Below are 25,933 nucleotides of genomic sequence, written 5' to 3'. Positions count from 1 at the left end.
CCCGCCCAGCGCACCCGTACCACCGGTGATCAGGACGGTGCCACGCGGCGACCACCCCTGGGCGGGGCCGGTGGCGCGGGCGGCCCTGACGAACCGGCGCCCGAAGACGCCCGAGGCGCGGACCGCCACCTGGTCCTCGGCCGTCTGGCCGAGGACGGCGGCCACGCGGGCCGCGGTGCGGGCGTCCAGCAAATCGGGCAGGTCGAGCAGTCCGCCCCAGCGCTGCGGGTGTTCCAGCGCCGCCGCCCGGCCGAAGCCCCACACCTGCGACTGCAACGGGCGGTCCACGCGGTCGGAGCGGCCGGTGGCCACCGCGCCGCGCGTGGCGCACCACAGCGGGACGTCGACGCCCGCGTCGCCGAGCGCCTGCACCAGGCAGAGGGTCGCGGCGAGGCCGTGCGACAGGCCGGGGTGGTCGGCCGAGGTGCTCTCGTCCTCGGCGAGCAGGGACAGCACGCCGGTCACCGGGCCGACGCCCGCCAGCTCGCGGGCCAGCGTCCCGCGATCGGTGCCGGGCCCGGCGACGAGCGTCATCAGTTCCAGGCCGCGCCCGCCGAGCGCGGTGCGGACCGAGGCGGTCCACTCGCTCTCCCCGGCCACGACGAGCAGCCAGGTCCCGGACGCGCCGGGCCGAGGGAGCGCGCCGAGCGGCTTCCACGTGACGCGGTAGCGCCAGCCGTCGACCATGGACTGCTCGCGGCGCTGACGGCGCCACGCGGACAGCCGGGGCAGGAGCGCGCTCAGCGAGGCGTCCTCGGCGACGCCCAGGGTCGCGGCGATGGACTCCGCGTCCTCGCGCTCCACGCTGTCCCAGAATCCGGAGTCCGCCGCGTCGGCCGGGGTGCCGACGGCGGCCGGATCCTCGTCCCCGTCCCCGTCCAGCCAGAAGCGCTCGCGCTGGAAGGCGTAGGTGGGCAGGGTGACGCGGTGAGCGCCGGGGAAGAGGGCCTGCCAGTTCACTTCGGTGCCGCTGACGTGCAGGTCGGCGAGCGCGGTGAGGAGGGCCTGCCGCTCGGGGCGGTCGGCTCGGAGTACGGGGACGGTGACGATGTCGTCCACGCAGCCCTGCACCATGCCGCTCAGGACACCGCCCGGACCGATCTCCACGAACGTGGTCACGCCCAGATCGGCCAGGGTCTCGATGCCGTCGGCGAAACGCACCGCCTCGCGCACGTGCCGAACCCAGTACTCGGGCGTGTACGACTCGGCCAGACGCCCGGTGAGGTTCGAGACCACAGGAATCCGCGGCTCACTGAACGTCAGACCGCCGACGACCTCGGCGAACTCCTCCAGCATCGGGTCCATCAACGGCGAATGGAACGCGTGACTGACCTTCAACCGCGAGGTCTTGCGGCCCTGCTGCCGAAAGACCTCGGCAATCGCCATGACCGCGGCCTCGGCACCCGAAACCACCACGGACCGAGGCCCATTGACCGCCGCGATCCCGACCTCGTCGGTCAGATGCGGCAGCACCTCGTCCTCGGTGGCCTGCACCGCCACCATGGCGCCGTCGGCAGGCAGCACCTGCATCAACGCGGCCCGCGCCGACACCAGCCTCACGGCATCGTCCAACGACAGCACCCCGGCCACATGCGCCGCCGCGATCTCACCCACCGAATGACCGGCCACGTAATCCGGCCGCACACCCCACGACTCGAGGAGACGGAACAGCGCCACCTCCACCGCGAACAGCGCGGGCTGGGCACACCCGGTTTGGTGCAGAGTCCCGGCATCGACATCGACCGGCGCCTCCAGACGCGCACACACCTCGTCATACGCATCGGCGAAGACAGGGAACGCCCCGTACAACTCACGCCCCATACCGATCCGCTGCGAACCCTGACCCGAGAACAGAAAACCGACCTTGCCTTCGGGGCGGGCGCGTCCCAGCGCCACGTTCGCCACCGGTCGGCCGGCGGCGAGGGCGGTGAGGGCTTCCCGGAGCTTGTCCGAGTCCTCTGCCAGGAGCACCGCGCGGTCCTCGAACGTCTCGCGGGAGGCCAGGGAGAGGCCGATGTCGGAAGCCGTCCAGCCGTCGTTCGCGTCGAGGTGGCCGGCCAGCCGGGCCGCCTGGGCACGCAGCGCCGGCTCGCCCTTGCCCGACAGCACCCACGGCACGAGCGCGCCGGAGTCGGGGGTGGGAGGCAACTCCGCCGCGGCGGGGGCCTGTTCGATGATGGTGTGGGCGTTGGTGCCGCTGACCCCGAAGGACGAGATCGCGGCCCGGCGCGGACGGTCCGTCTCCGGCCAGTCGACGGCCTCGGTCAGCAGCCGGACATCGCCAGCCGACCAATCCACGTGCGGTGTGGGCTCGTCGACGTGCAGCGTCCGCGGCAGGACACCATGGCGCATCGCCATCACCATCTTGATCACACCGGCGACACCCGCCGCGGCCTGCGTGTGACCGATGTTGGACTTCAACGAGCCGAGCAGGAGCGGCCGTTCACGCTCCTGCCCATAAGTCGCAAGGAGCGCCTGCGCCTCGATCGGGTCGCCCAGCGTCGTGCCCGTACCGTGCGCCTCGACGACATCCACATCGCCCGGAGCGAGCCCGGCCGAGGCCAGCGCCTGGCGGATCACCCGCTGCTGCGCCGGACCGTTGGGCGCGGTCAGCCCGTTGGACGCCCCGTCCTGGTTCACGGCGCTGCCCCGTACCACCGCCAGGACCTCGTGGCCGTTGCGCACGGCGTCGGACAGACGCTCCACGAGCACCACGCCCACGCCCTCCGCCCAGCCGGTGCCGTCGGCACCGGCACCGAACGCCCTGCAACGGCCGTCGGGCGACAGACCGCGCTGACGACTGAACTCCACGAAAACGCTCGGACCGGCCATGACGGTGACGCCGCCGGCCAGCGCCATCGAGCACTCACCGCTCCGCAGCGACTGCATGGCCAGGTGCAGGGCGACCAGGGACGACGAGCACGCCGTGTCGATCGTGACGGCGGGTCCTTCGAGTCCGAAGGTGTAGGCCACCCGGCCGGAGACGACGCTGGACGCGCCGCCGACGAGCCGGTGCCCTTCGACGCCTTCCGGCGTGCGGCGCACATCGGCTCCGTAGCCCTGGTAGGCCATGCCGACGAAGACGCCGGTCCGGCTGCCGCGCAGCCGCGCGGGAGCGATCCCGGCCCGCTCGAAGGTCTCCCACGAGGTCTCCAGCAGCAGGCGCTGCTGCGGGTCCATCGCCAGGGCCTCACGCGGAGAGATCCCGAAGAAGCCGGCGTCGAAGTCGGTGGCGCCATAAAGGAAGCCGCCGTCGCGCGCGTACGTCTTGCCGGGGCGATCGGGGTCGGGGTCGTAAAGGGCGTCGATGTCCCAGCCGCGGTTCGACGGGAACGCGGAGACGGCGTCGCCGCCGGACGTCACCAGGTCCCACAGCGCCTCGGGCGAGTCGACGCCACCGGGCAGGTGGCAGCTCATGGCCACGATGGCGATGGGCTCGTCGTCGGCGGCCCCGTGCCGCTCCTGCTCCACGACGGCCTTCGACCCGAGCAGCTCGCTCTGCACGAAGCGGGCGAGCGCCGTGACGTTGGGATGGTCGAAGACCAGCGTGGGCGGCAGCCCGAGACCGGTCGCCGCGTTCACCTTGTTGCGCAGTTCGACGGCGGTCAGGGAGTCGAAGCCCAGGTCCTTGAAGGCCCGGTCGGGCTCGACCTCCACCACCGAGGAGTGCCCCAGGACGGCCGCGACGTGCGCGCGGACCAGGTCGATCAGGGTCTCCGTGCGCACGGACTCCGGCAGTCCGGCGAGCCGGGCCGCCAGGGGCGCGGCGCCGGTGGCGGCGTCGGCCGGTGCGGCGGTGCCGGCGCGGCACACCTCGGGCAGCTCGGACAGCAGGGCGCTCGGGCGGCCGAGGGTGAACGGTCCGATGAAGCGTTCCCAGTCGATGTCCGCCACGACGACCGCGGTGTCGTCGCAGTCCAGGGCGCGCTGGACCGCGGTCACGGCGAGTGCGGCGGGCAGGGTGACGACGCCGCGGCGGCGCAGGTGCTCCTCGTCGGCGTCGGTGACCATACCGCCGTCGGCCCAGGGGCCCCAGGCGATCGCGGTGGCGGTCAGGCCCCGGGCCCTCCGCCGGGCGGCGAGCCCGTCGAGGAAGGCGTTGCCGGCCGCGTAGGCGGTCTGCCGTCCGCTGCCCCACACCCCGGCGATCGAGGAGAAGAGGACGAAGGCGTCCAGCTCCCGGTCGCCGAGCAGTTCGTCCAGGTGCGCGGCGCCCCCGGCCTTCGCCGCCACCGTGCGGGCGAAGTCGGCCGGCGTCAACTCGTCGAAGGGGGACAACTGTTCCACGCCCGCGGCGTGGAAGACGGAGGTGAACGTGTGCTCGGCGAGCAGCGCCGCCACCGCGTCGCGGTCGGCGACATCGCACACGGCGAGGGTGACGCGCGCGCCCAGCGTCTCCAGTTCGGCCTTGAGCGCGGTCGCGCCGGGCGCGTCGGCGCCGCGGCGGCCGGCGAGCACCAAGTGCTCGGCACCGGCACCGGCGAGCCAGCGGGCGACGTGCCCGCCCAGCGCACCCGTACCACCGGTGATCAGGACGGTGCCACGCGGCGACCACGGCCGGCCGGTACCGCTTCGGGCGTGGGCGAGCCGGGCGGTGAACACCCCGGTGACGCGGACGGCGACCTGGTCCTCCTGGCCATCGTCCTCCTGGCCGTCCACAGCGCCGGCTCCCTGGCTCAGTACGGCGGCGATACGGCCGGCGGCGCGTTCGTCGACGGACGCGGGCAGGTCGATCAGGCCGCCCCAGCGCCGGGCGTGCTCCAGGGCCAGGGCGCGGCCGAGGCCCCACACCTGGTTCTGCACCGCGCTGAGCGGTGCGTCGTCGGAGCGTCCGGTGGCGGCCGCGCCGCGGGTGGCGCACCACAGCGGCGCGTCGATGCCCGCGTCACCAAGCGCCTGGGCCAGAGCCACGGTCTGCGCGAGGCCCTGGGAGAGCGCGGGGTGTTCGGGCGAGGCGGTCTCGTCGGTCGCGAGCAGCGACAGGACGCCGTCGAGCGATCCGGCTTCCCCCGCGACACGGGTCAGCTCGTCGGCCAGGGACGCGCGGTCGGCGTCGGCGCCGACCGTCAGCGGGATCAGGTGCGCGCCGCGTCCGGCCAGGGCCGCGCGGACCGTGCCGACCCACTCGTCGCCCTCGGTGGCGGCGAACAGCCATGTGCTGCCGGAGAGGTCGCCCGCGGGCAGGCCGTTCAGCGGCTGCCAGCCCAACTGGTAGCGCCAGCCGTCCACGGCGGACTGCTCGCGCCGTCGGCGCCGCCAGGCCGACAACTTCGGTACTACGACGTCCAGTTCATCGAGGTTCAGCCCCAGCGTGGCGGCGAGGGACTGGGCGTCCTCGCGCTCGACGCTCGCCCAGAACTCGGCGTCGACCGCGTCCACGGCGGCCGTCTCGGCCTCCGGGGCATCGAGCCAGTAGCGCTGCTGCTGGAAAGCGTAGGTGGGCAGGTCGACCCGCCGGGCGCCCGGGAAGAAGGCGTGCCAGTCCACTTCGGCGCCGCTGACGTGCAGTTCGGCGAGCGCGGTCACGACGGCCTGCGGCTCGGGGCGGTCGGACCGGAGTACGGGGATGGTGACGATGCCGTCCACACAGCCCTGCGCCATGCCGCTCAGGACACCGCCCGGACCGATCTCCACGAACGTGGTCACACCCAGCTCGCCGAGGGTCTCGACGCCGTCGGCGAAACGCACCGCCTCACGGACGTGCCGGACCCAGTACTCGGGCGTGTACGACTCGGCCGGCCGACCGGTCAGGTTCGAGACCACAGGAATCCGCGGCTCACTGAACGTCAACCCGCTGACGACCTCGGCGAACTCCTCCAGCATCGGGTCCATCAACGGCGAATGGAACGCATGACTCACCTGTAACCGAGATGTCTTGCGGCCCTGGTGGGCGAAGACCTCGACGATCTCCAGCACGGCTTCCTCGGCACCGGAGACCACGACCGACCGAGGCCCGTTGACCGCCGCGATACCGACGCCATCCGTCAGGTACGGCGACACCTCGTCCTCGGTCGCCTGCACCGCCACCATCGCGCCGCCGGCAGGCAGTGCCTGCATCAACGCGGCACGCGCCGACACCAGCCTCGCCGCATCCTCGAGCGACAACACACCCGCCACGTGCGCGGCAGCAATCTCACCCACCGAATGACCTGCCACATAATCCGGCCGCACACCCCACGACTCCAGCAACCGGAACAACGCCACCTCGACCGCGAACAACGCCGGCTGGGTGCAGCCGGTCTGGTCGAGCTGCTCCGCGTCCGCGTCGAGCGTGACATCGAGATGGGCACGGATCTCGTCGTAGGCGGCGGCGAACACCGGGAAGGCGTCGTAGAGTCCGCGCCCCATGCCGACCCGCTGCGAACCCTGACCCGAGAACAGGAACCCGGTCTTGTCGCCGTGGCGGGCCGCGTTGTGGACGACGGCCGCGGACGGGGTGCCGGACGCCAGTGCCCGTACGCCTTCGGTGAGTTCCTCCAGGCTCTCGCCGACGACGGCCGCCCTGCGGTCCCAGGCGGTGCGCGTCGTTGCGAGGGAGAAGCCGATGTCGGCCGGGGCGCTCCCGGGGGCGCACCGGCCGTCCTCCAGGAAGGAGAGCAGGCGCTCCGCCTGGGCGCGCAGTGCCGCGTCGCTCTTCGCCGAGAGCACCCACGGCAGCGCTGGGTCGGCCGGGGCCCCGGCCGACCCGGCGGCGGGCTCCTCGTCGAACGCCGGGGCCTGCTCGATGATCGTGTGCGCGTTGGTACCGCTGACGCCGAAGGACGAGACCGCCGCGCGGCGGGGGTGGTCCGACTCGGGCCACTGGACAGCCTCGGTCAGGAGCTTGACTCCGCCCGCCGACCAGTCGACCTGGGCGGTCGGCTCGTCCACGTTCAGCGTCTGGGGCAGGACGCCGTTGCGGATGGCCATCACCATCTTGATCACACCGGCGACACCCGCGGCGGCCTGCGTGTGGCCGATGTTGGACTTGATGGATCCCAGCCACAGCGGCCGGTCGCCCGAGTGCTCCTGGCCGTACGTGGCGAGCAGCGCCTCCGCCTCGATCGGGTCACCGAGAGTGGTGGCCGTGCCGTGCGCCTCGACCGCGTCGACCTGGGAGGCGGTCAGGCGTGCGTTCTCCAGCGCCTGCCGGATCACGCGCTCCTGCGACGGGCCGTTCGGGGCCGTGAGGCCGTTGGAGGCGCCGTCCTGGTTGACGGCGCTGCCGCGGATGACGGCCAGCACGTCGTGGCCGAGCCGGCGGGCGTCCGACAACCGCTCCAGCAGGAGCACGCCGACGCCTTCGGACATGCCGGTGCCGTCGGCGGTCGAGGAGAACGCGCGGCAGCGGCCGTCGGGCGACAGGCCGCGCTGGGCACTGAACGCGATGAAGGTGTTCGGCGTGGCCATCACGGTCACGCCGCCGGCCAGGGCGAGCGAGCACTCGCCGCGGCGCAGCGCCTGGGCGGCCAGATGGAGCGCCACCAGCGAGGACGAGCAGGCCGTGTCGACGGTGACCGCCGGGCCTTCGAGGCCGAGGGCGTAGGAGATGCGGCCCGACACCACGGCGGCGGTGTTCGCGGTGACGAGGTGGGCCTCGATGTCGCTGTCGCCCTGCCGCTGGAGGTAGGCGTGGTCCTGGCCGTTGGTGCCGACGAACACCCCGGCCCGGGTGCCGCGCGCGGTGACGGGGTCGATGCCCGCGCGTTCGAGGGCCTCCCAGGACGTCTGCAGGAGCAGCCGCTGCTGCGGGTCCATGACCAGGGCCTCGCGGGGGGAGATCCCGAAGAACGCGGGGTCGAACTCGCCGGCGTCGTGAAGGAAGCCGCCCTCGCGCACGTACGTGCGGCCCGTCCGCCCGGGCTCGGGATCATAGATCGTGTCCAGGTCCCAGCCGCGGTCGGTGGGGAACTCGGACACGCCGTCGCCGCCCGAGGCGACCAGGTGCCACAGGTCCTCGGGCGAGCCGACGCCGCCCGGGTAGCGGCAGGCCATTCCGACGATGGCGATGGGCTCGGTGTCCTTCGCCTCCAGCTCACCCAGCTGCCTGCGGGTCTGGCGCAGGTCCACCATCACGCGCTTGAGGTAATCCCTGAGCTTGTCGTCGTTCGACATGTTTACGTCCTCGGTAGCAGTGCGTGAGATGAGTCAGTGGGACCCGAGCTCCTGGTCGATCAGGTCGAACATCTCGTCGTCGGTGGCGGCGTCGATCCGTTCGGGGTCGAAGGCGCGGTCGGTTCCGGGGCCGGCGTCGGCGGTGTTCGCCGCGGCGTCCTGGTGGGTGTCGGTCCACTTCCAGAGCAGTGCCTTGAGCCGGGCGGTGACCTTGTCCCGCACCGCGTCCTGTGGGTCGAGCGCGGCGAGCTGCGCCTCCAGCCGGTCCAGTTCGCCGAGCACGGACGGGGCCTCGGCGGTGAGATCGAGCACCAGGGACTTGTGGAGGAGCCGGGCGATCGCGACGGGGGTGGGGTGGTCGAAGACCAGGGTGGGCTTGAGCCGGAGCCCGGTCGCGGCCTTGAGCCGGTTGCGCAGCTCCACGGCGGTCAGGGAGTCGAAGCCGATGTCCCGGAAGGCCGTGGTGGGCTCGATGCGGGCAGCGGTGGCGTGACCGAGGGCGGCTGCCGCCTGCCGGCGCACCAGGTCCAGCAGAACCTTCTCCTGGTCGGCCTCCGATATCCCGGCGAGGCTGCGGGCCAGGGCGGGGGTCCGCGCGGCCGCGGTCTCGTCGGCCGCGGCGCCGGTGTCGCCGACGAGGCCGCGGAGGACGGCGGGCAGCATGCCGGCGCGGGCCATGGCGCGCAGTCCTGGAAGGTCCAGTCGGACCGGCACGATCACCGGCCGGTCCACGGTGAGGGCGGCGTCGAACAGGGCCAGCCCCTCCGACGGAGTGAAGGGCACGACTCCGGCCCGCCCCATCCGGTCGCGGTCGGCGTCGGTGATCCGGTCGCCCATGCCGCCGTTGTCCGTCCACAGGCCCCACGCCAGCGAGGTGCCGGGCAGGCCCGCGGCCCGGCGCTGCCGCGCCAGCCCGTCCAGGAAGGCGTTCGCGGCGGCATAGCTCGCCGCGCCGGCGCTGCCCAGGACTCCGGCCAGGGAGGAGAAGAGCACGAACGCGGAAAGGTCCAGGTCCCGGGTGAGCTCGTGCAGGTGCAGCGCCCCGTCGGCTTTCGGCCGCAGCACGGTGTCGAGGCGCTCCGGGGTCAGGGCGGTGACCACGCCGTCGTCCAGGGCCGCCGCCGCGTGCACCACGGCCACGAGCGGGTGCTCGGCCGGGACGGAGGCCAGCAGTTCCGCGAGGGCGTCCCGGTCCGCGATGTCACAGGCGGCCACGTCGACGTGCGCGCCCAGCTCGGAGAGGGCGGCGACGAGTTCGCCGATGCCTTCGGCCGCCGGACCGCGGCGGCCGGCCAGCAGCAGCCTCCGTGCGCCGTGTTCGGCGACGAGGTGCCGGGCGAGCGACCGTCCGAGGCCGCCGGTCGCGCCGGTGAGCAATACGGTCCCCTCGGGGTCCCACGCGTGACCGGTGGGCTCCTCGGACGGGGTGATCCGGGCGAGGCGCGGCACGTACAGCTTTCCGTCGCGCACCGCGGCCTGCGGTTCGTCCAGAGCGGCGAGGGCCGCGGCCAGCGCCGGGGCGAGGCCGCCGTTCGTGACCGTGCCGCCGTTCGTGACCGAGTCGTCCGCGTCGACGAGCAGGAGCCGGTCCGGGTGCTCGGTCTGGGCCGACTTCACCAGACCGGAGACCGCGACGTGCGCGAGGTCCAAAGCTGTACCGTCCAGCTCGACGGCTCCGCGCGTCACCACCACGAGCCGCGCGTCGGAGAACCGCTCGTCGGCGACCCACTCCTGGACGGCCGACAGCACATCGGCCAGCAGCCCGCGCGTCGCGGCGGCGGCATCGCCCTCGCTCGGGGCGCAGGGCAGGAGGACGTGGGCGGGCGTGGCCGCGCCGTCGTCGACCGCCTGGCGGAGCCCGTCGATGCCGGAGTGGGAACCCTCGTTGCCCAGGACCGCCCACGTTGCTTCGGGAGCGGTGGCGGGCGCGGGGGCGGAAGCCGCGGTGTGCTCGACCCAGTCGACCTCGAACATCCGGTCCTGGTGCGCCACGCGCGAGGCCAGCACCTGCTGTGGGGACATCGACCGTGTCCGGACGGACGCGACCGAGGCGACGGGAGAGCCGTCGGTGTCGGACAGTTCGAGCGCCACCGCGTCGTCGTCGGCGGGCCTGATGCGGATGCGTACGGCCCCGGGCCCCGGAGCGTGCACGGACATGCCGCTCCAGGCGTGGGGCATGAGCACCTTGCCCGAGTCTTCGGCGCGGCTCGACGCCAGCATGCCGAGGGCGGCGTCCAGCAGTACGGGGTGCAGGCCGTAACGGTCCGCCCGGCCCCTCTCCGTGACAGGCAGTGCGGCCTCGGCGTACAGCTCGTCCCCGGCGCGCCAGGCGGCGCGCAGACCCGGACGGCCCTCGACGTCCACGGGTTCGGCACCCGTCGGCGGCCACACCACCATGTCGAACTCCGGCGCCGGAGCGTTCCGGGTGAGCTCTCCGGTGACATGGCACACCCACGGCTCGCCGACGCCACCCGCAGCGGCCCGGCTGTAGACGCGCACCGAGCGCCGGTCGGGGTCGTCGCCCGCACCGACCTGCACCTGGACGCGGACGGCGCCCTGTTCGGCCAGGACGAGCGGGGCGTCCACGTCCAGCTGTTCCAGGTGCGGGAAGCCGGCCCGCCGGCCCGCGGACAGGGCGAGTTCCACGAACGCGGCGACCGGGAGCACCGGTACGCCGCCGACCGTGTGTTCCGCGATCCAAGGCATGTCGGCCGGGGACAGCCGGCCGGTGAACAGCACGTCCTGCGCCCCGGCGGTCTCCACCACCGCGCCGAGCAGGGCGTGGCCGGAGGAGTCCAGGCCCGCCGAGGAGACGTCGAGCGCGGCCGTGCCTTCGAGCCAGTAGCGTTCGCGCTGGAAGGCGTACGTGGGGAGGTCGACGCGCCGGGCGCCGGGGAACAGCGCCCGCCAGTCCGGGGAGACACCGTGTGCGTGCAACTGCCCGAGGGCGAGAGTGAGCGCCTGGGGTTCGGGACGGTCGGTACGCAGGGCGGGAACGGTGACGACGTCCGCGTCGTCGAGGCAGCTCTGGGCGAGGGCGCTCAGCACACCGCCGGGGCCGATCTCCACGAACGTGGTCACACCCAGCTCGTGCAAGGTCCGCACGCCGTCGGCGAAACGGACCGCCTCACGGACGTGCCGCACCCAGTATTCGGGCGTGTACGACTCGGCCGGATCACCCGTGAGGTTGGAGACCACCGGGATGCGCGGCTCACAGAACGTCAGCCCGCTGACGACCTCGGCGAACTCCTCCAGCATCGGGTCCATCAACGGCGAATGGAACGCGTGACTGACCTTCAGGCGGGATGTCTTACGACCCTGACCGGCGAAGACCTCACCGATTTCACCGACCGCGTCCTCGGCGCCGGAAACCACGACCGACCGGGGGCCGTTGATCGCCGCGACGCCGACCTCGCCGGTCAGATAGGGCAGCACCTCGTCCTCGGTCGCCTGGACCGCGACCATCGCACCGCCGACGGGCAGCGCCTGCATCAACGCGGCACGCGCCGACACCAGCCTCGCCGCATCCTCGAGCGACAACACACCCGCCACATGAGCCGCCGCGATCTCACCCACCGAATGACCGGCCACACAGTCCGGCCGGATGCCCCACGATTCGAGAAGCCGGAACAGGGCTACCTCAAGGGCGAACAACGCAGGCTGTGTCGAACCCGTCTGGTTCAACTCCGCCGAGTCGACATCGACCGGCGCGTCCAGGAGCGCGCACACCTCGTCGTACGCCGCCGCGAACACCGGGTACGCCGCGTACAGTTCGCGCCCCATCCCCAGCCGCTGCGAGCCCTGGCCCGAGAACAGGAACCCGACCTTGCCCCGGTCGGCACCGGCGCGCCCCGTCACCACCTGCGCCGCGGGATCGCCCGCCGCGAGGGCGGTCAGCCCCGCGCGCAGCTCTTCCCCGTCGGCGCCGACGACCACCGCCCGGTGCTCCAGCGCCGAGCGGGTGGCCGCCAGCGAGAACCCCACGTCGGCCGGGGACGCGGCCGCCAAGTCCACGGACGACAGCAGTCGTTGCGCCTGCTCCCGCAGCGCCTCCCCGGTCTTCGCGGAGAGTACCCACGGCACCACCGTGGTCCGGGCCCGCAGCCGCTCCTCGGCCACGCCCTCGCCCTCGGTCCTGTCGTCGGCCGGGTCCTCCGCCTCCGGTTCGGGCGCCTGCTCGACGATGACGTGCGCGTTGGTGCCGCTGATCCCGAACGACGAGATCGCGGCCCGGCGAGGGCGGTCGGTCTCCGGCCACGCGATCGCCTCGGTCAGCAGCTCGACCGAGCCGGCCGACCAGTCGACCTGCGGGGTCGGCCGGTCCACGTGGAGCGTCTTCGGAAGCACGCCGTGCTGCATCGCCAGCACCGTCTTCATCACGCCGGCGACGCCCGCCGCGGCCTGCGTGTGGCCGATGTTGGACTTCAACGAGCCGAGCAGGAGCGGCCGTTCACGCTCTTGTCCATAGGTCGCCAGCAGTGCCTGCACCTCGATCGGGTCGCCGAGGTTCGTGCCCGTGCCGTGTGCTTCGACGGCGTCGACCTCCTCGGCGGACAGCCGGGCGCCGGCCAGCGCTTCGAGAATCACGCGCTGCTGCGAGGGGCCGTTGGGCGCGGTCAGGCCGTTGGACGCGCCGTCCTGGTTGACGGCGCTGCTCCGGACGACGGCGAGCACCCTGTGGCCGAGTCGGCGGGCGTCCCGCAGCCGCTCCACCAGCAGCAGGCCGACGCCTTCGGACCAGGACGCGCCGTCCGCCGCCGCCGCGAAGGACTTGCAGCGGCCGTCGGGGGCGAGTCCACGCTGGCGGCTGAACTCGATGAAGGCGCTCGGGCCCGCCATGACCGTCACGCCGCCGGCGAGCGCCATGGAGCACTCGCCGCCCCGCAGCGCCTGCACGGCGAGGTGCAGGGCGACGAGCGAGGACGAGCAGGCGGTGTCGACGGTGACCGCGGGGCCCTCGAATCCGAAGGTGTAGGCGATGCGCCCGGAGGCGACGCTGCCGGAGTTGCCGGTGCTCATCAGCCCCTCGACCCCCTCGGGGAGGACGCCGGGCGTGAAGCCGTAGTCGTGGTACATCAGGCCGGCGAAGACGCCGGTGCGGGTGCCCTTGAGGCCGGCGGGGTCGATGCCCGCGTGCTCGAAGGCCTCCCAGGCGGTCTCCAGCAGCAGCCGCTGCTGCGGGTCCATGGCCAGCGCCTCGCGCGGCGAGATCCCGAAGAACTCGGCGTCGAAGTCAGCCGCGTCGTGCAGGAAGCCGCCCCGCCGGGTGTAGACCTTGCCGGGCCGCTCGGGGTCGGGGTCGTAGAGCGCGTCGACGTCCCAGCCGCGGTCCTCGGGAAACGGCGAGATGGCGTCTTCGCCCTCGGCCAGCAGCCGCCACAGCTCCTCGGGGGAACCGACGCCGCCGGGGAACCGGCAGCTCATGCCCACGATGGCGATCGGCTCCTGGTCGCGGACCTCCAGCTCGCGCACGCGCCGCCGGGCCTGGCGCAGGTCGGTGGTCGCCCGCTTGAGGTAGTCCCGGAGCTTGTCCTCGTTCATCATCGGTGTCGCCCGCCCCCTTTTTGGCCTGCGCAGTTCAGGAGATGCCGAGTTCGTCGTCGAGGAGCTCGTACAGCTCTTCGTCGCTCGCCGAGCTGAGGTCGTCTTCGTCCTCGGCTCCGCCGGCGCCTCCCGGATCGGCCGGCTCGTCCCCGTTCCAGCGGGCGAGCAGCGCCTGGAGACGCATGTTGATCCTGGTTCGGGTGACGTTGTCGACGCCGTCCGCTCCGGTGCCGTCGAGGGCGCCGTCCAGGGCGGCGGCGAGGCGGTCGAGCTCGTCGAAGACCGGCGCCGCCTGGGCCGTACCACCGGGGAGGTCCTTCAGCACCCGCCGCGTGAGTACCGCGGGCGTCGGGTGGTCGAAGACGAGCGTCGCGGGCAGCCGGAGGCCGGTGGCCTTGTTCATCCGGTTGCGGAGCTCCACCGCGGTCAGCGAGTCGAAGCCCAGGTCGCCGAAGGCCTGGTCGGGCTGGACGGCCTTGGCCGAGGTGTGGCCGAGGACGGCGGCGACCTCGGAGCGGACGAGGTCCAGGACGGCCTCTTCGCGCTCGCTCTCGGGCAGGCCCGCGATCCGTTGCGCCAGCGGTACGGAAGCCGCCCGGTCCGTACGCCGCGGCCGGCCGCCGACGAGCGCCCTGAGCAGCGGCGGCACCGGTGCGGTCGCGTTCCGCAGGGCGGCGAGGTCCAGCCGTGCAGCCACCACGAGGGGCTCCCGCAGCGCGAGCGCGGCGTCGAGAAGTTCCAGACCGTCCTCGTCGGACAGTGGCAGCACGCCGCCGCGGGCGAGCCGGGTCCGGTCGGCGCTGCCAAGGGACTCGGTCATGGTGCCGGTGCGCTGCCACAGGCCCCACGGCAGCGACACCGCGGGCAGCCCCTGGGCGCGGCGGTGCCGGGCGAAGGCGTCCAGGAAGGCGTTGGCCGCGGCGTAGCCGGCCTGGCCGGGGGTGCCGAACGTACCCGCGAGCGAGGAGAAGACCACGAACGCCGACACGTCGCCCGCCAGTTCGTGCAGGTTCAGCACCGCGTCGGCCTTGGGGCGCAGCACCTTCTCCAGGCGCTCCGGCGTGAGCGAACCGATCACGCCGTCGTCGAGGACGCCGGCCGTGTGGACGACGGCCGTCACCGGCGTGCCGGACAGCACCTCGGCGAGGGCGTTCCGGTCGGCGACGTCGCAGGCGGCCCAGAGCACTTCGGCACCCGCGGCGGTCAGTTCCGCCCGGAGCTCCTCCGCGCCCTCGGCATCCGCGCCGCGCCGGCTCATCAGCAGCAGGCTGCGCACTCCGTGCTCGGCGACCAGGTGCCGGGCGACGAGCCCGCCCAGGGCGCCGGACGCGCCGGTCAGGAGCACGGTGCCGGTCCCGAAGTCCGGGGTGGCCCGGGGGGCGTCGGCGGCGGCCCTGGCGAGCCGGGGCAGCAGGAGCGCGTCGCCGCGGAGCGCCGCCTGCGGCTCCTCGGAGGCGAGGAGCCGGGGGACGGCCGTCGCCACGGCCCGCTCCAGGTCGGCGTTCTCCTCGGTGTCGAGGAGGACGATGCGGTCCGGGTTCTCCGACTGTGCCGACCGGACCAGGCCCCACACGGCCGCCTGCACCGGGTCGCCCGCTTCCGGCTCGTCCCCGGCGGCGACCGCGCCCCGGGTCACCAGCACCAGACGGGCGGCCCGGTCCTCGGCCGGCCACCACTGGACCAGCCGGAGCACTTCGGCGAGGACGCTCCGGACCCGCTCGGCATCGGTACCCGACCCGCCGGGGCAGGGGACGACGACGGCGTCCGTGTCCGCCTGCGCCCCGGTCTCCACCGCGGGGGCGGCGAGGAGGGCGGCGATGTCGTCGTAGGCCCGTACGACCGGTGTTCGCGCGTCGGCCGTGACGGCGAGCGGTGCCCACTCCACGGTGAACAGGGAGTCCCGGGAGCTCGTGCGCAGCTGCTCGGCCGACACCGGGCGCAGTGTCAGCGACTCGACCGACATGACGGGACGGCCCGTGCCGTCGGCGGCCTCCAGCCGTACCGTGTCCCCGCCGGCCGGGGAGAGCCGTACCCGCAGGCTCGCCGCTCCGGTTCCGTGCAGCGTGACGCGGGACCACGCGAAGGGCAGCAGGGGCCCGTCGGCGGCCGGTACGAGACCGCCCGCGCCCAGCGCGTGCAGCGCGGAGTCGAGCAGGGCCGGGTGCACGCCGAACGCGTTCGCGTCCGCCTCGTCGGTGACGGCGAGTTCGGCGTAGACCGCGTCGTGGCCGCGCCACGCGGCACGCAGCCCCTGGAACAGCGGGCCGTAGCTCAGGCCGAGGTCCGCCAGGCGGTCGTAGAAGCCGTCCAGGTCCACCGGCCGGGCATCGGCCGGGGGCCAGCTGCTCAGGTCGGTCCCGGAGGGGGTTGCGCCGGTGGTGAGAACGCCGGTGGCGTTGCGTGTCCAGGGGCCGTCCCCGGCCCGCGAGTGCACGCTCAGCGGGCGGCGACCGGAGTCGTCCTGGGCTCCCACGAGGACCTGGAGAGCGACGCCGCCGTGCTCGGGCAGCACCAGCGGTGCCTGCAGGGTGAGTTCCTCGACCTGGTCGCAGCCGGTCTCGGCCGCGGCATGGGCGGCCAGTTCCACGAAGGCCGTGCCCGGCAGCAGCACCGTGCCCAGCACCGCGTGATCGGCCAGCCAGGGCTGGGCCCGCAGGGACAGCAGCCCGGTCAGCAGGTGGCCGCCGGCGTCCGGCAGCTCCACCGCCGCACCGAGGAACGGGTGATCGGTGGCGTCCAGCCCGGCCGCTCGTACGTCACCGGCCGGAGCGCCCGCCTCCAGCCAGTACCTCTCGTGCTGGAACGCGTAGGTCGGGAGGTCGACACGGCGCGCACCCGGCAGGACGGCGTCCCAGTCGATGGCGACACCGTGCACCTGGGCCTGGGCCAGGGCGAGTATCAGCCGGTTCCGTCCGCCGTCGAGGCGGCGCAGCGTCGGTACGACCGCGGCGTCCGCTTCGGCGGCCTCGATGGCGTCCTGGATGCCCGCCAACTGGACGGGGTGCGGGCTGACTTCGACGAACACGTCGTGCCCGTCGGCGAGAGCGGACCGGATCGCGTCGTGGAACCGTACCGTCTGCCGCATGTTGCGGTACCAGTAGCCGGAGCCGAGCTCGTCCACGGCCAGCTTCCCGCCCGTCACCGTGGAGTAGAAGGGCACGGAGCCGGGGAGCGGGCTGATGCCGGCGAACCCCTCGCTCGCCTGTGCTTCGACGCGTTCGATCTGCGGCGAGTGTGCGGCGTAGTCGACGGCGACCTTGCGAGCCTGGACGCCCTCCTGTCGGCAGTGCGCGAGGAGTTCGTCGAGGGCGTCGGTGTCCCCGGAGACCACGACGGTGGCGGGCCCGTTCACGGCGGCGATGCCGAGGCGGCCGGTCCACCGGCCGACCAGTTCCCCTGCCTTCTCGTACGGGAGCGTCACCGAGGCCATGGCGCCGTGGCCCTGGAGTTCGCGGACCGCGAGGCTGCGCCGCACCACGATGCGCGCTCCGTCCTCCAGGGAGATCGCTCCGGCGATCACCGCTGCGGAGACCTCGCCCTGGGAGTGCCCGACGACGGCGTCGGGGGTCACTCCGAAGGAGCGCCACACCTCGGCGAGGGCGACCGTCATCGCCCAGAGCACGGGCTGCAGCACGTCGACCCGGTCCTGCTCGACCTCGGAGGTGCCGCGCAGTACCGAGGTGAGCGACCAGTCCACGTGCGGCGCGAGGGCGCGTTCGCAGGCTTCGATCCGGTCTCGGAAGACCGGGGAGGTCTCCAGCAGTTCGGCGGCCATGCCCACCCACTGCGATCCCTGTCCGGGGAAGACGAAAACGGTCTTGCCGCCGGTACGTGCGGTCCCGGTCACCACGCCGGGCGGCGTGGCGCCGCCGGCGACACCGGCCAGTCCGCGCCGGAGCTCCTGGAGAGTCTCCCCCACCACTACGGCGCGGTGTTCGAAGGCCGCCCTGGTCGTGGCCAGCGAGTACGCCACGTCGGCCGCCAGGGCCGCCTCACCGTCGTCGTCCCTGTCGCCGTCGTCGTCACGGTCGCTGTCGTCGTCACGGTCGCTGTCATCCAGGAAGGACGCGAGGCGGGCGGCCTGCGCCCGCAGCGCTGCTTCGGTCCTGCCGGAGAGCACCCACGGCACGGCCGAGCCGGAGTCGGACACCGGCGGCGGTTCCTCGACCGCCGGGACCTGTTCGATGATGGTGTGGGCGTTGGTGCCGCTGACACCGAAGGACGACACGGCAGCACGGCGCGGGCGGTCCCTCTCGGGCCATCGCACCGGCTCGGTCAGCAGCCGGACGTCACCGGCCGACCAGTCCACGTGCGGCGTCGGCTCATCGGCGTGCAGGGTCCGCGGAAGGACACCGTGCCGCATCGCCATGACCATCTTGATCACACCGGCGACACCCGCCGCGGCCTGCGTGTGACCGATGTTGGACTTCAACGAGCCCAGCCACAAAGGCCGTTCGCCGTCCCGCCCCTGGCCGTACGTGGCAAGCAGCGCCTGCGCCTCGATCGGATCACCCAGCCTGGTGCCCGTGCCGTGCGCCTCCACCGCGTCCACGTCGGCGGTGGTGAGGCCCGCGGAGGTGAGTGCCTGCCGGATCACCCGCTGCTGCGCGGGACCGTTCGGCGCGGTCAGGCCATTGGACGCACCGTCCTGATTGACCGCGCTGCCCCGCACGACGGCCAGCACACGGTGGCCGTTCCGACAGGCGTCGGACAGCCGCTCCACCAGCAGCATGCCGACACCCTCGCCCCAGCCCGTGCCGTCGGCACCGGCGCCGAACGCCTTGCACCGGCCGTCGGGCGACAACCCGCGCTGCCGGCTGAACTCCACGAACGTCGAGGGAGTCGCCATGACGGTGACGCCGCCGGCCAGCGCCATCGCGCACTCGCCGTTGCGCAGCGCCTGGACGGCCAGGTGCAGGGCCACGAGCGACGACGAGCACGCCGTGTCGACCGTGACGGCGGGGCCCTCGAGGCCGAACGTGTAGGACACGCGCCCGGAGGCGACGCTGCCGGAGACTCCGGTGGTGAGCAGGCCCTCGACGCCCTCGGGCAGTTCGCGCGGGCCTTGGCCGTAGTCGTGGTACATCAGGCCGGTGAAGACGCCGGTACGGCTGCCCCGGACCGTCGTCGGGTCGATCCCGGCGCGTTCGAACGCCTCCCAGGACGCCTCCAGCAGCAGCCGCTGTTGCGGGTCCATCGCCAGGGCCTCGCGCGGGCTGATGCCGAAGAAGCCGGCGTCGAACTCGGCCGCCTCGTGCAGGAAGCCGCCGTCGCGCGCGTAGGTCGTGCCGAGGCGCTCGGGGTCGGGGTCGTAGAGCCCGTCGACGTCCCAGCCGCGGTTGTCCGGGAACCGGGAGATGCCGTCCCGGCCGGAGGTCACCAGCCGCCACAGCTCCTCCGGCGAGCGGACTCCACCCGGGAGGCGGCAGCTCATGCCGACGATGGCGATCGGCTCGTCGGCGACGGCCGCAGCCTGTCGCGCCGAGGTCGCGGCTGTGGCGGCCGGGGCCTCGCCGAGGAGTTCGGTGCCGATGTACCGGGCGAGGGCGGCGGGGGTGGGGTGGTCGAAGACGAGGGTGGCGGGCAGGCGCAGGCCGATGGCGGAGGACAGCCGGTTGCGCAGCTCCACGGCCGTCAGCGAGTCGAAGCCCAGGTCCTGGAAGGCGTGCGCGGGCTGGACGGCCCGGGGCGAGGAGTGACCGAGCACGGCGGCGACTTCGGCCCGGACCAGTTCCAGGAGGGCCGCGTCGCGCTCGTCGGCGGCCAGACCGGCGAGGCGTTCGGCCAGGGATCCGGTGGCGGCGCGCTGGGCCGTGCCGCGCGGGGAGGCGCGGACGAGTCCGCGCAGCAGGGCCGGTACGGTTTCCGCCCCCCGGTTGCGCAGGGCTGCGGTGTCGAGGCGGACGGGAACGAGCACGGGCTCGTCGGAGGCGAGCGCCGCGTCGAACAGCCGCAGGCCGTCCTCGGTGGACAGCGGCAGGACGCCGGAGCGCGCCATCCGCGACCTGCTCGTCTCGTCGAGGGCGTCGGCCATGGCACCCTCCTGCTCCCACGGGCCCCACGCCAGCGAGACCGTGGGCCGCCCCTGGGCGTGGCGGCGCCGGGCGAAGGCGTCGAGGAAGGCGTTGGCCGCGGCGTAGTTGCCCTGGCCGGGGTTGCCGAAGACGCCCGCCGCGGAGGAGAACAGCACGAACGTCGTGCTCTCGCCGGTGAGGTCGTCCAGGTTGAGCACGGCGTCGGCCTTGGGCACGAGGACGGCGCCCACACGCTCCGGGGTCAGCGCGGTGATCACGCCGTCGTCGAGCACGCCGGCGGTGTGCACGACGGAGTCGACCGGGACGGCGGCCAGCAGCCGGGCGAGAGCGTCACGGTCGGCTAGGTCGCAGGCGGCCCATGTCGCTTCGGCGCCCAGCGCCGCGAGTTCGGCCTTCAGGTCCGCGGCGCCCGGGGCGTCCGCGCCACGGCGGCTGACGAGCAGCAGCCTGCGCACGCCGTGTCCGGTCACCAGGTGACGGGCGAGGGTTGTGCCCAGCGCGCCGGAGGCGCCGGTGAGCAGCACGGTGCCGAGGCCGGAGGCAGCGCCCTCGGCGAGGGCGGCGGCCGCTTCGTCCGCGGGTCCGGTGGCCACGTCCTGCGGTGCCGGGGAGGCGGCGCGGGCCAGGCGCGGTGCGCCGGCCTCCCCTTCGCGGACGACGACGTGGGGCTCGCCGGACAGCACGACGCCGGGCACGAACGCGGCCGCCTCGTCCGGGCGGTCGGTTTCGAGCAGCACGATCCGGCCGGGGTTCTCCGCCTGGGCCGAGCGCACCAGTCCGCCTGCCGCGGCGTGCGCGAAGTCGTCGCAGCGCGCCACCAGCACGAGGCGCGGCGTCCGGCCCTCGGCGAACCAGCGCTGAACCAGCCGCAGCACGTCGGTGGTGACCGCGCGGACCCGCTCGGCCCCGGTCGCCCCTTCCGGGCCGTCGGGGCACGGGACCACGACCACGTCCGGCTGCGACGGCCCGTCCGCCTCGGCCAGTGCGGCGATGTCCGGGACGTACGCGACCGCCGTCCCGTCCGCGTCGTCGGGAGGCAAGGTCAGCGGCGCCCGCTCGACGGTGAACATCGCGTCACCGGAGCGCTTGCGGAGCTGCTCGGCCGACACCGCGCGCAGTGTCAGCGACTCGACGGACGCCACCGGCTCGCCGGCGCCGTCGGCCACCAGCAGGGACACCGCGTTCGTACCGGCCGGCGCCAGCCTGACCCGTACGGTGGACGCGCCCATGGCGCGCACGGACACCCCGGACCAGGCGAACGGCAGGAGCGGCCCGTCCGCCTCGGTCACGAGGGAGCCGTCCGCACCGCCCGCACCGCCCGCGCCGATCGCGTGCAGCGCCGCGTCCAGCAGAGCCGGGTGCAGGAGGAAGGAACCGGTGTCCGTGCCGTCGGGGAGGGCGACCTCCGCGAAGACCTCCTCGCCCGCGCGCCAGGCGCTCCGCAGTCCACGGAACGCCGGTCCGTAGGCCAGGCCGAGGGCGGCCAGCCGGTCGTAGAAGCCGTCGAGGTCGACCGGCTCGGATCCTGCCGGCGGCCACGCCGTGAGCGCCCGGCCGGCGGCCGCGGCACCCGCCTCTTCGGTCCCTGTGGTGACGAAGCCGGTCGCGTGGCGGACCCACGGCAGGTCGGCTTCGTCCTCGGGGCGCGCGTGCACGGTCAGCGGCCTGCGGCCGGTGCCGTCGGGCGCGCCGACCCACACCTGAACCGCGACGCCGCCCTGCTCGGGCACCACCAGGGGCGCTTCGAGGGTGAGGTCCTCCAGCAGGTCGCAGCCCGCTTCGTCGGCGGCGCGTACCGCCAGTTCGACGAACGCGGTGCCCGGCAGCAGCACCGTTCCGAGCACGGCGTGGTCGCTCAGCCACGGGTGCGTGCGCAGGGACAGCCGGCCGGTCAGCAGCCGCTCGTCGCCGCCGGCAAGGGAGACGGCGGCGCCCAGCAGCGGGTGGTCGGCCGGGCCCAGTCCGGCGGCGCGGACGTCACCGGGTGCGGCCGGTGAGGCGTCGAGCCAGTAGCGCTCGCGCTGAAAGGCGTAGGTGGGCAGGTCGACACGGCGGGCGCCGGGGAAGAAGGCGTGCCAGTCCGGGGAGACGCCGTGCGCGTGCAGTTCGGAGACGGTGGCGACGAGTGCGGCCCGCTCGGGGCGGTCGGCGCGCAGGGCGGGCAGGGTGACCACGTCGCCGTCCAGGCAGCCTTGGGCCAGGGCGCTCAGCACGCCCCCCGGCCCGATCTCGACGAACGTCGTCACGCCCAGGTCGTGCAGACTCCGGACGCCGTCGGCGAAACGGACCGCCTCGCGGACGTGCCGGACCCAGTACTCCGGGGTGTACGGCTCGGCCAGGCGGCCGGTGAGGTTGGAGACCACCGGAATGTGCGGCTTCTCGAAGGCCAGCCCGCGGACGACCTGGGCGAACTCCTCCAGCATGGGGTCCATCAGAGGCGAGTGGAACGCGTGGCTGACCTTCAGCCGGGAGGTCTTGCGGCCCTGCTGCCGGAAGGCCTCGGAGATCGCGGTGACCGCGTCCTCGGCTCCGGACACCACGACGGACCGCGGACCGTTGATCGCGGCGATGCCGACGCGGTCGGTGAGATGCGGAAGGACTTCGTCCTCGGTGGCCTGAACGGCGATCATCGCTCCGCCGGCAGGCAAGGCCTGCATGAGGCGAGCACGGGCGGACACCAGCTTCGCCGCGGCGTCGAGCGACAACACCCCGGCCACGTGTGCGGCGGCGATCTCGCCCACGGAATGACCGGCCACGTAGTCCGGCCGGATGCCCCACGATTCCAGGAGCCGGAACAGCGCCACCTCGACCGCGAAGAGTGCGGGCTGGGCGGCGCCGGTACGGTGCAGTTCCTCCGAGTCGACGTCGACCGCGGCATCGAGGTGCGCGCAGACCTCGTCGTACGCGGCGGCGAACGCCGGGTAGGACGCGTACAGTTCGCGCCCCATGCCCAGGTGTTGCGATCCCTGGCCGGAGAAGAGGAATCCGACGCGCCCGCCGGTGCCGGAGAGGCCGCGCGCGACGCCCGGGGCCGGGGAGCCGGAGGCCACGGCCCGCAGCCCCTCGGCGAGTTCCGCCGGCGTCTCTCCCTGGACCACGGCGCGGTGCTCCAGGGCCGTGCGCGTCGTGGCGAGCGAGAACGCGACGTCGAGCGGGGGGACTTCGGCGTCCGTGCGGGACAGCAGGCGTTCGGCCTGTGCGCGCAGGGCCTCCTCGGTCCTGCCGGAGATCACCCACGGCACCGGTCCGCCTGCGGCCGGGCGCGCGGCCTCCGGGACGACGGCCTCGGCGCTCCGCGCGCCTTCCTCCGGCGCTTCCGGGGCCTCGGTGTCCTGTGTGAACGCCTCGGCCGACGGGGCTTCCTCGATGATCGTGTGCGCGTTGGTGCCGCTGATCCCGAAGGAGGAGACGCCGGCCCGGCGCGGCTCGTCCGACGCCGGCCAGGGCGTGCGCTCGGTGAGCAAACGTACGGCCCCCGCCGACCAGTCGACGTGCGGGGACGGTGCGTCGACGTGCAGCGTGCGCGGCAGTTCGCCGTGGCGCATGGCCATGACCATTTTGATGATGCCCGCCACGCCGGCCGCGGCCTGGGTGTGGCCGATGTTGGACTTGATCGAGCCCAGCCACAGCGGCTTGTCGTCGGAACGGCCCTGCCCGTACGTCGCGAGGAGCGCCTGCGCCTCGATCGGGTCGCCGAGCCGGGTGCCCGTGCCGTGCGCCTCCACCGCGTCGACCTGTGCGGTGGTCAGCCGGGCCGCGGCCAGGGCCTGGCGGATCACCCGCTGCTGGGAAGGGCCGTTGGGGGCGGTCAGGCCGTTGGACGCGCCGTCCTGGTTGACGGCGGAGCCCCGGACGACCGCGAGGACCTCGTGTCCGTTGCGGCGGGCGTCCGAAAGGCGCTCCACGAGCAGCAGGCCGGCGCCCTCGCCCCAGCCCGTGCCGTCGGCACCGGCCGCGAACGCCTTGCACCGCCCGTCGGGCGACAGACCGCGCTGGCGGCTGAAGCCGACGAAGGTGGCGGGGCCGACCATGGCGGTGACACCGCCCGCCACGGCCAGCGAGCACTCGCCGTTGCGCAGCGACTGGACGGCCAGGTGCAGGGCGACCAGGGACGACGAGCAGGCCGTGTCGACCGTGACGGCCGGGCCTTCGAGGCCGAAGGTGTAGGCCACCCGTCCGGAGGCGACACTGCCCGAAGTACCCGTCCCCAGATAACCCTCCAGGTCCTGCGGGGAGTTCTGGAGGGCGGCGAGGAACTCGTGGTTCATCACGCCGGCGAACACGCCGGTCCTGCTCCCCGCCAGCGAGGCGGCGTCGATACCGGCCCGCTCGAAGAGCTCCCATGACGTCTCCAGCAGCAGCCGCTGCTGGGGGTCCATGGCGAGCGCCTCGCGGGGCGAGATCCCGAAGAGGCCGGCGTCGAACCGCGCCAGGTCGCGCAGGAACGCACCCTGGCGGGCGTAGCTGGTCCCGCGGGACTCCGGGTCCGGGTCGTAGAGCGCGTCCAGGTCCCAGCCGCGGTCGGCGGGGAACTCCGAGACGGCGTCGCGGCCGCCTGCGACCAACTCCCACAGGTCCTCGGGCGAGTCGACCCCTCCCGGGTAGCGGCAGCTCATCCCGATGATGGCCACCGGCTCCCCGGCGGCGTCCTCGCAGTCACGAAGGCGCCGCCGGGTCTCCTGGAGATCTGCGGTGACTCGCTTCAGGAAATAGCGGAGCTTGTCTTCGTTCGCCACCGAAATCTTCCCCCACCCCTGCGAAGAATTGCCGGAATTCGGCAAGAGGTCACCGGACCGCGCCGGAGCGGTCAGGAAATCCCGAATTCCTTGCCGAGCAGATCGAATACTTCGTCGTCCGTGGCCGATTCCAGATCACTGCCGCCCGTACCAGGGTCTTCCTGGACCGGCGCCTTGCCGGATTCACCGGCAATCGCCAATACATTCCGGAGTTTTGACAGGATCCGGTCGCGAGCTTCACTCGCCGCCAACTTCACGACCAATTCTTGTTCAACTCTGTCCAGATCGGCAAGTAGGGAATTCACTAGGGCTGGTTCGGCGGCCCCCGCCGTCTCCGTGAGCACATGACGGGCCAGAAGAGCGGGTGTCGGGTGGTCGAAGAGCAGCGTCGCGGGGAGCCGCAGCCCGGTGGCCTTGTTCAGCCGGTTGCGCAGTTCGACGGCCGTGAGGGAGTCGAAGCCCAAGTCCTGGAAGGCGTGTTCCGGCCGGACCGTACGGTCCGACGCGTGCCCCAGGATCGCGGCCGCCTCGGCCCGGACCAGGTCCAGCACGGTCTTCTCCCGCTCGGCCTCCGGCAGTCCCTCCAGTCGCTGGGCCAGCGAGGGCCCAGAAGGAGCGGCGGCGGCCTGCACTGTCCTCCGAGCGGCCACGGCGGGCACGAGGGCGCGCAGTACCGGCGGAGCCTCACCGGCGCGCAGCGCGCCGCCGTCGATACGCACCGGGGCGAGTACCGCCTCGTCCGAAGCCAGTGCCGCGTCGAACAGCCGCAGCCCCTCCTCGGACGGCAGCGGCAGCACGCCGCTGCGCGCCATTCGCGCCCGGTCGGCCTCGGCGAGGCCGACCGTCATCGCACCGGACTGCTCCCACACACCCCATGCCAGCGATGTGGCGGGCAGCCCCTCGCGGCGGCGGTGTGCCGAGAAGGCGTCGAGGAAGGAATTCGCCGCCGCGTAGCTCGCCTGACCGGCGCTGCCGACCATGCCGGCGACGGACGAGAACACCACGAAGGCGGTCAGGCCCATGTCCCGGGTGCACTCGTGCAGGTTCAGCACGGCGTCCACCTTGGGGCGGAAGACCTCCTTCATCCTCTCCGGTGTGACCGAGGCGACGACCCCGTCGTCGAGAACACCCGCGGTGTGCACGACGGCCGACAGCGCATGCTCGCCGAGCCCGTCCAGCATTTCGGAGACGGCCTCCCGGTCCGCGACGTCGCAGGCCGCCCAGGTGACCTCGGCGCCCCATGCGACCAGTTCGGCCTCCAGCTCGGCCGCACCGGGTGCGTCCGCGCCCCGACGGCTCGCCAGCAGGAGTCGGCGCACCTTGTGCCCGGACACCAGGTGCCGCGCGACGAGCGCGCCCAGAGCCCCGGAGGCACCGGTCACGAGGACGGTGCCGTCGGCGAGGCCCGGCAGGTCGCCTTCGGCGGTAGCGGTGGCTGTCCCGGTGGCCTTCACCAGGCGCGGTACGAACACCTCCCCGCCGCGGACCGCGAACTGCGGCTCACCGGAAGCAAGCGCGGCGGGC

General features: G+C 73.6%; 4 protein-coding genes. All 4 read right to left on the bottom strand.

The features are described from left to right. A partial coding sequence (locus tag ACWEBX_RS29240; protein ID WP_451887791.1) for a type I polyketide synthase occupies positions 1 to 8,094 on the bottom strand: 8,094 nt, incomplete at its 3' end. A gap of 33 nt (positions 8,095 to 8,127) precedes the next feature. Then, entirely contained in the window at positions 8,128 to 13,635 is a 5,508-nt protein-coding gene (locus ACWEBX_RS29235) for an SDR family NAD(P)-dependent oxidoreductase (protein ID WP_451887792.1), read from the bottom strand. A 37-nt stretch (positions 13,636 to 13,672) separates the two neighbouring features. Beyond that, positions 13,673 to 24,409 (bottom strand): SDR family NAD(P)-dependent oxidoreductase, encoded by a 10,737-nt coding sequence (locus ACWEBX_RS29230; protein WP_451887790.1) that lies wholly within the window; start codon positions 24,407 to 24,409, stop codon positions 13,673 to 13,675. Between the two features lie 71 nt (positions 24,410 to 24,480). Further along, the coding region (locus ACWEBX_RS29225) for an SDR family NAD(P)-dependent oxidoreductase (RefSeq protein ID WP_451887789.1) at positions 24,481 to 25,933 on the bottom strand (1,453 nt) is incomplete at its 5' end.

The organism is Streptomyces sp. NPDC005070 (genome assembly GCF_053600395.1).
The sequence above is the reverse complement of the archived record's forward strand: the minus strand, read 5'-3'. Positions and strand labels throughout refer to the sequence as shown.

Excerpts from the sequence above, each read along its gene's own strand:
- ACWEBX_RS29235 (WP_451887792.1), bottom strand. The coding sequence starts at position 13,635 with ATGAACGAGGACAAGCTCCGGGACTACCTCAAGCGGGCGACCACCGAC.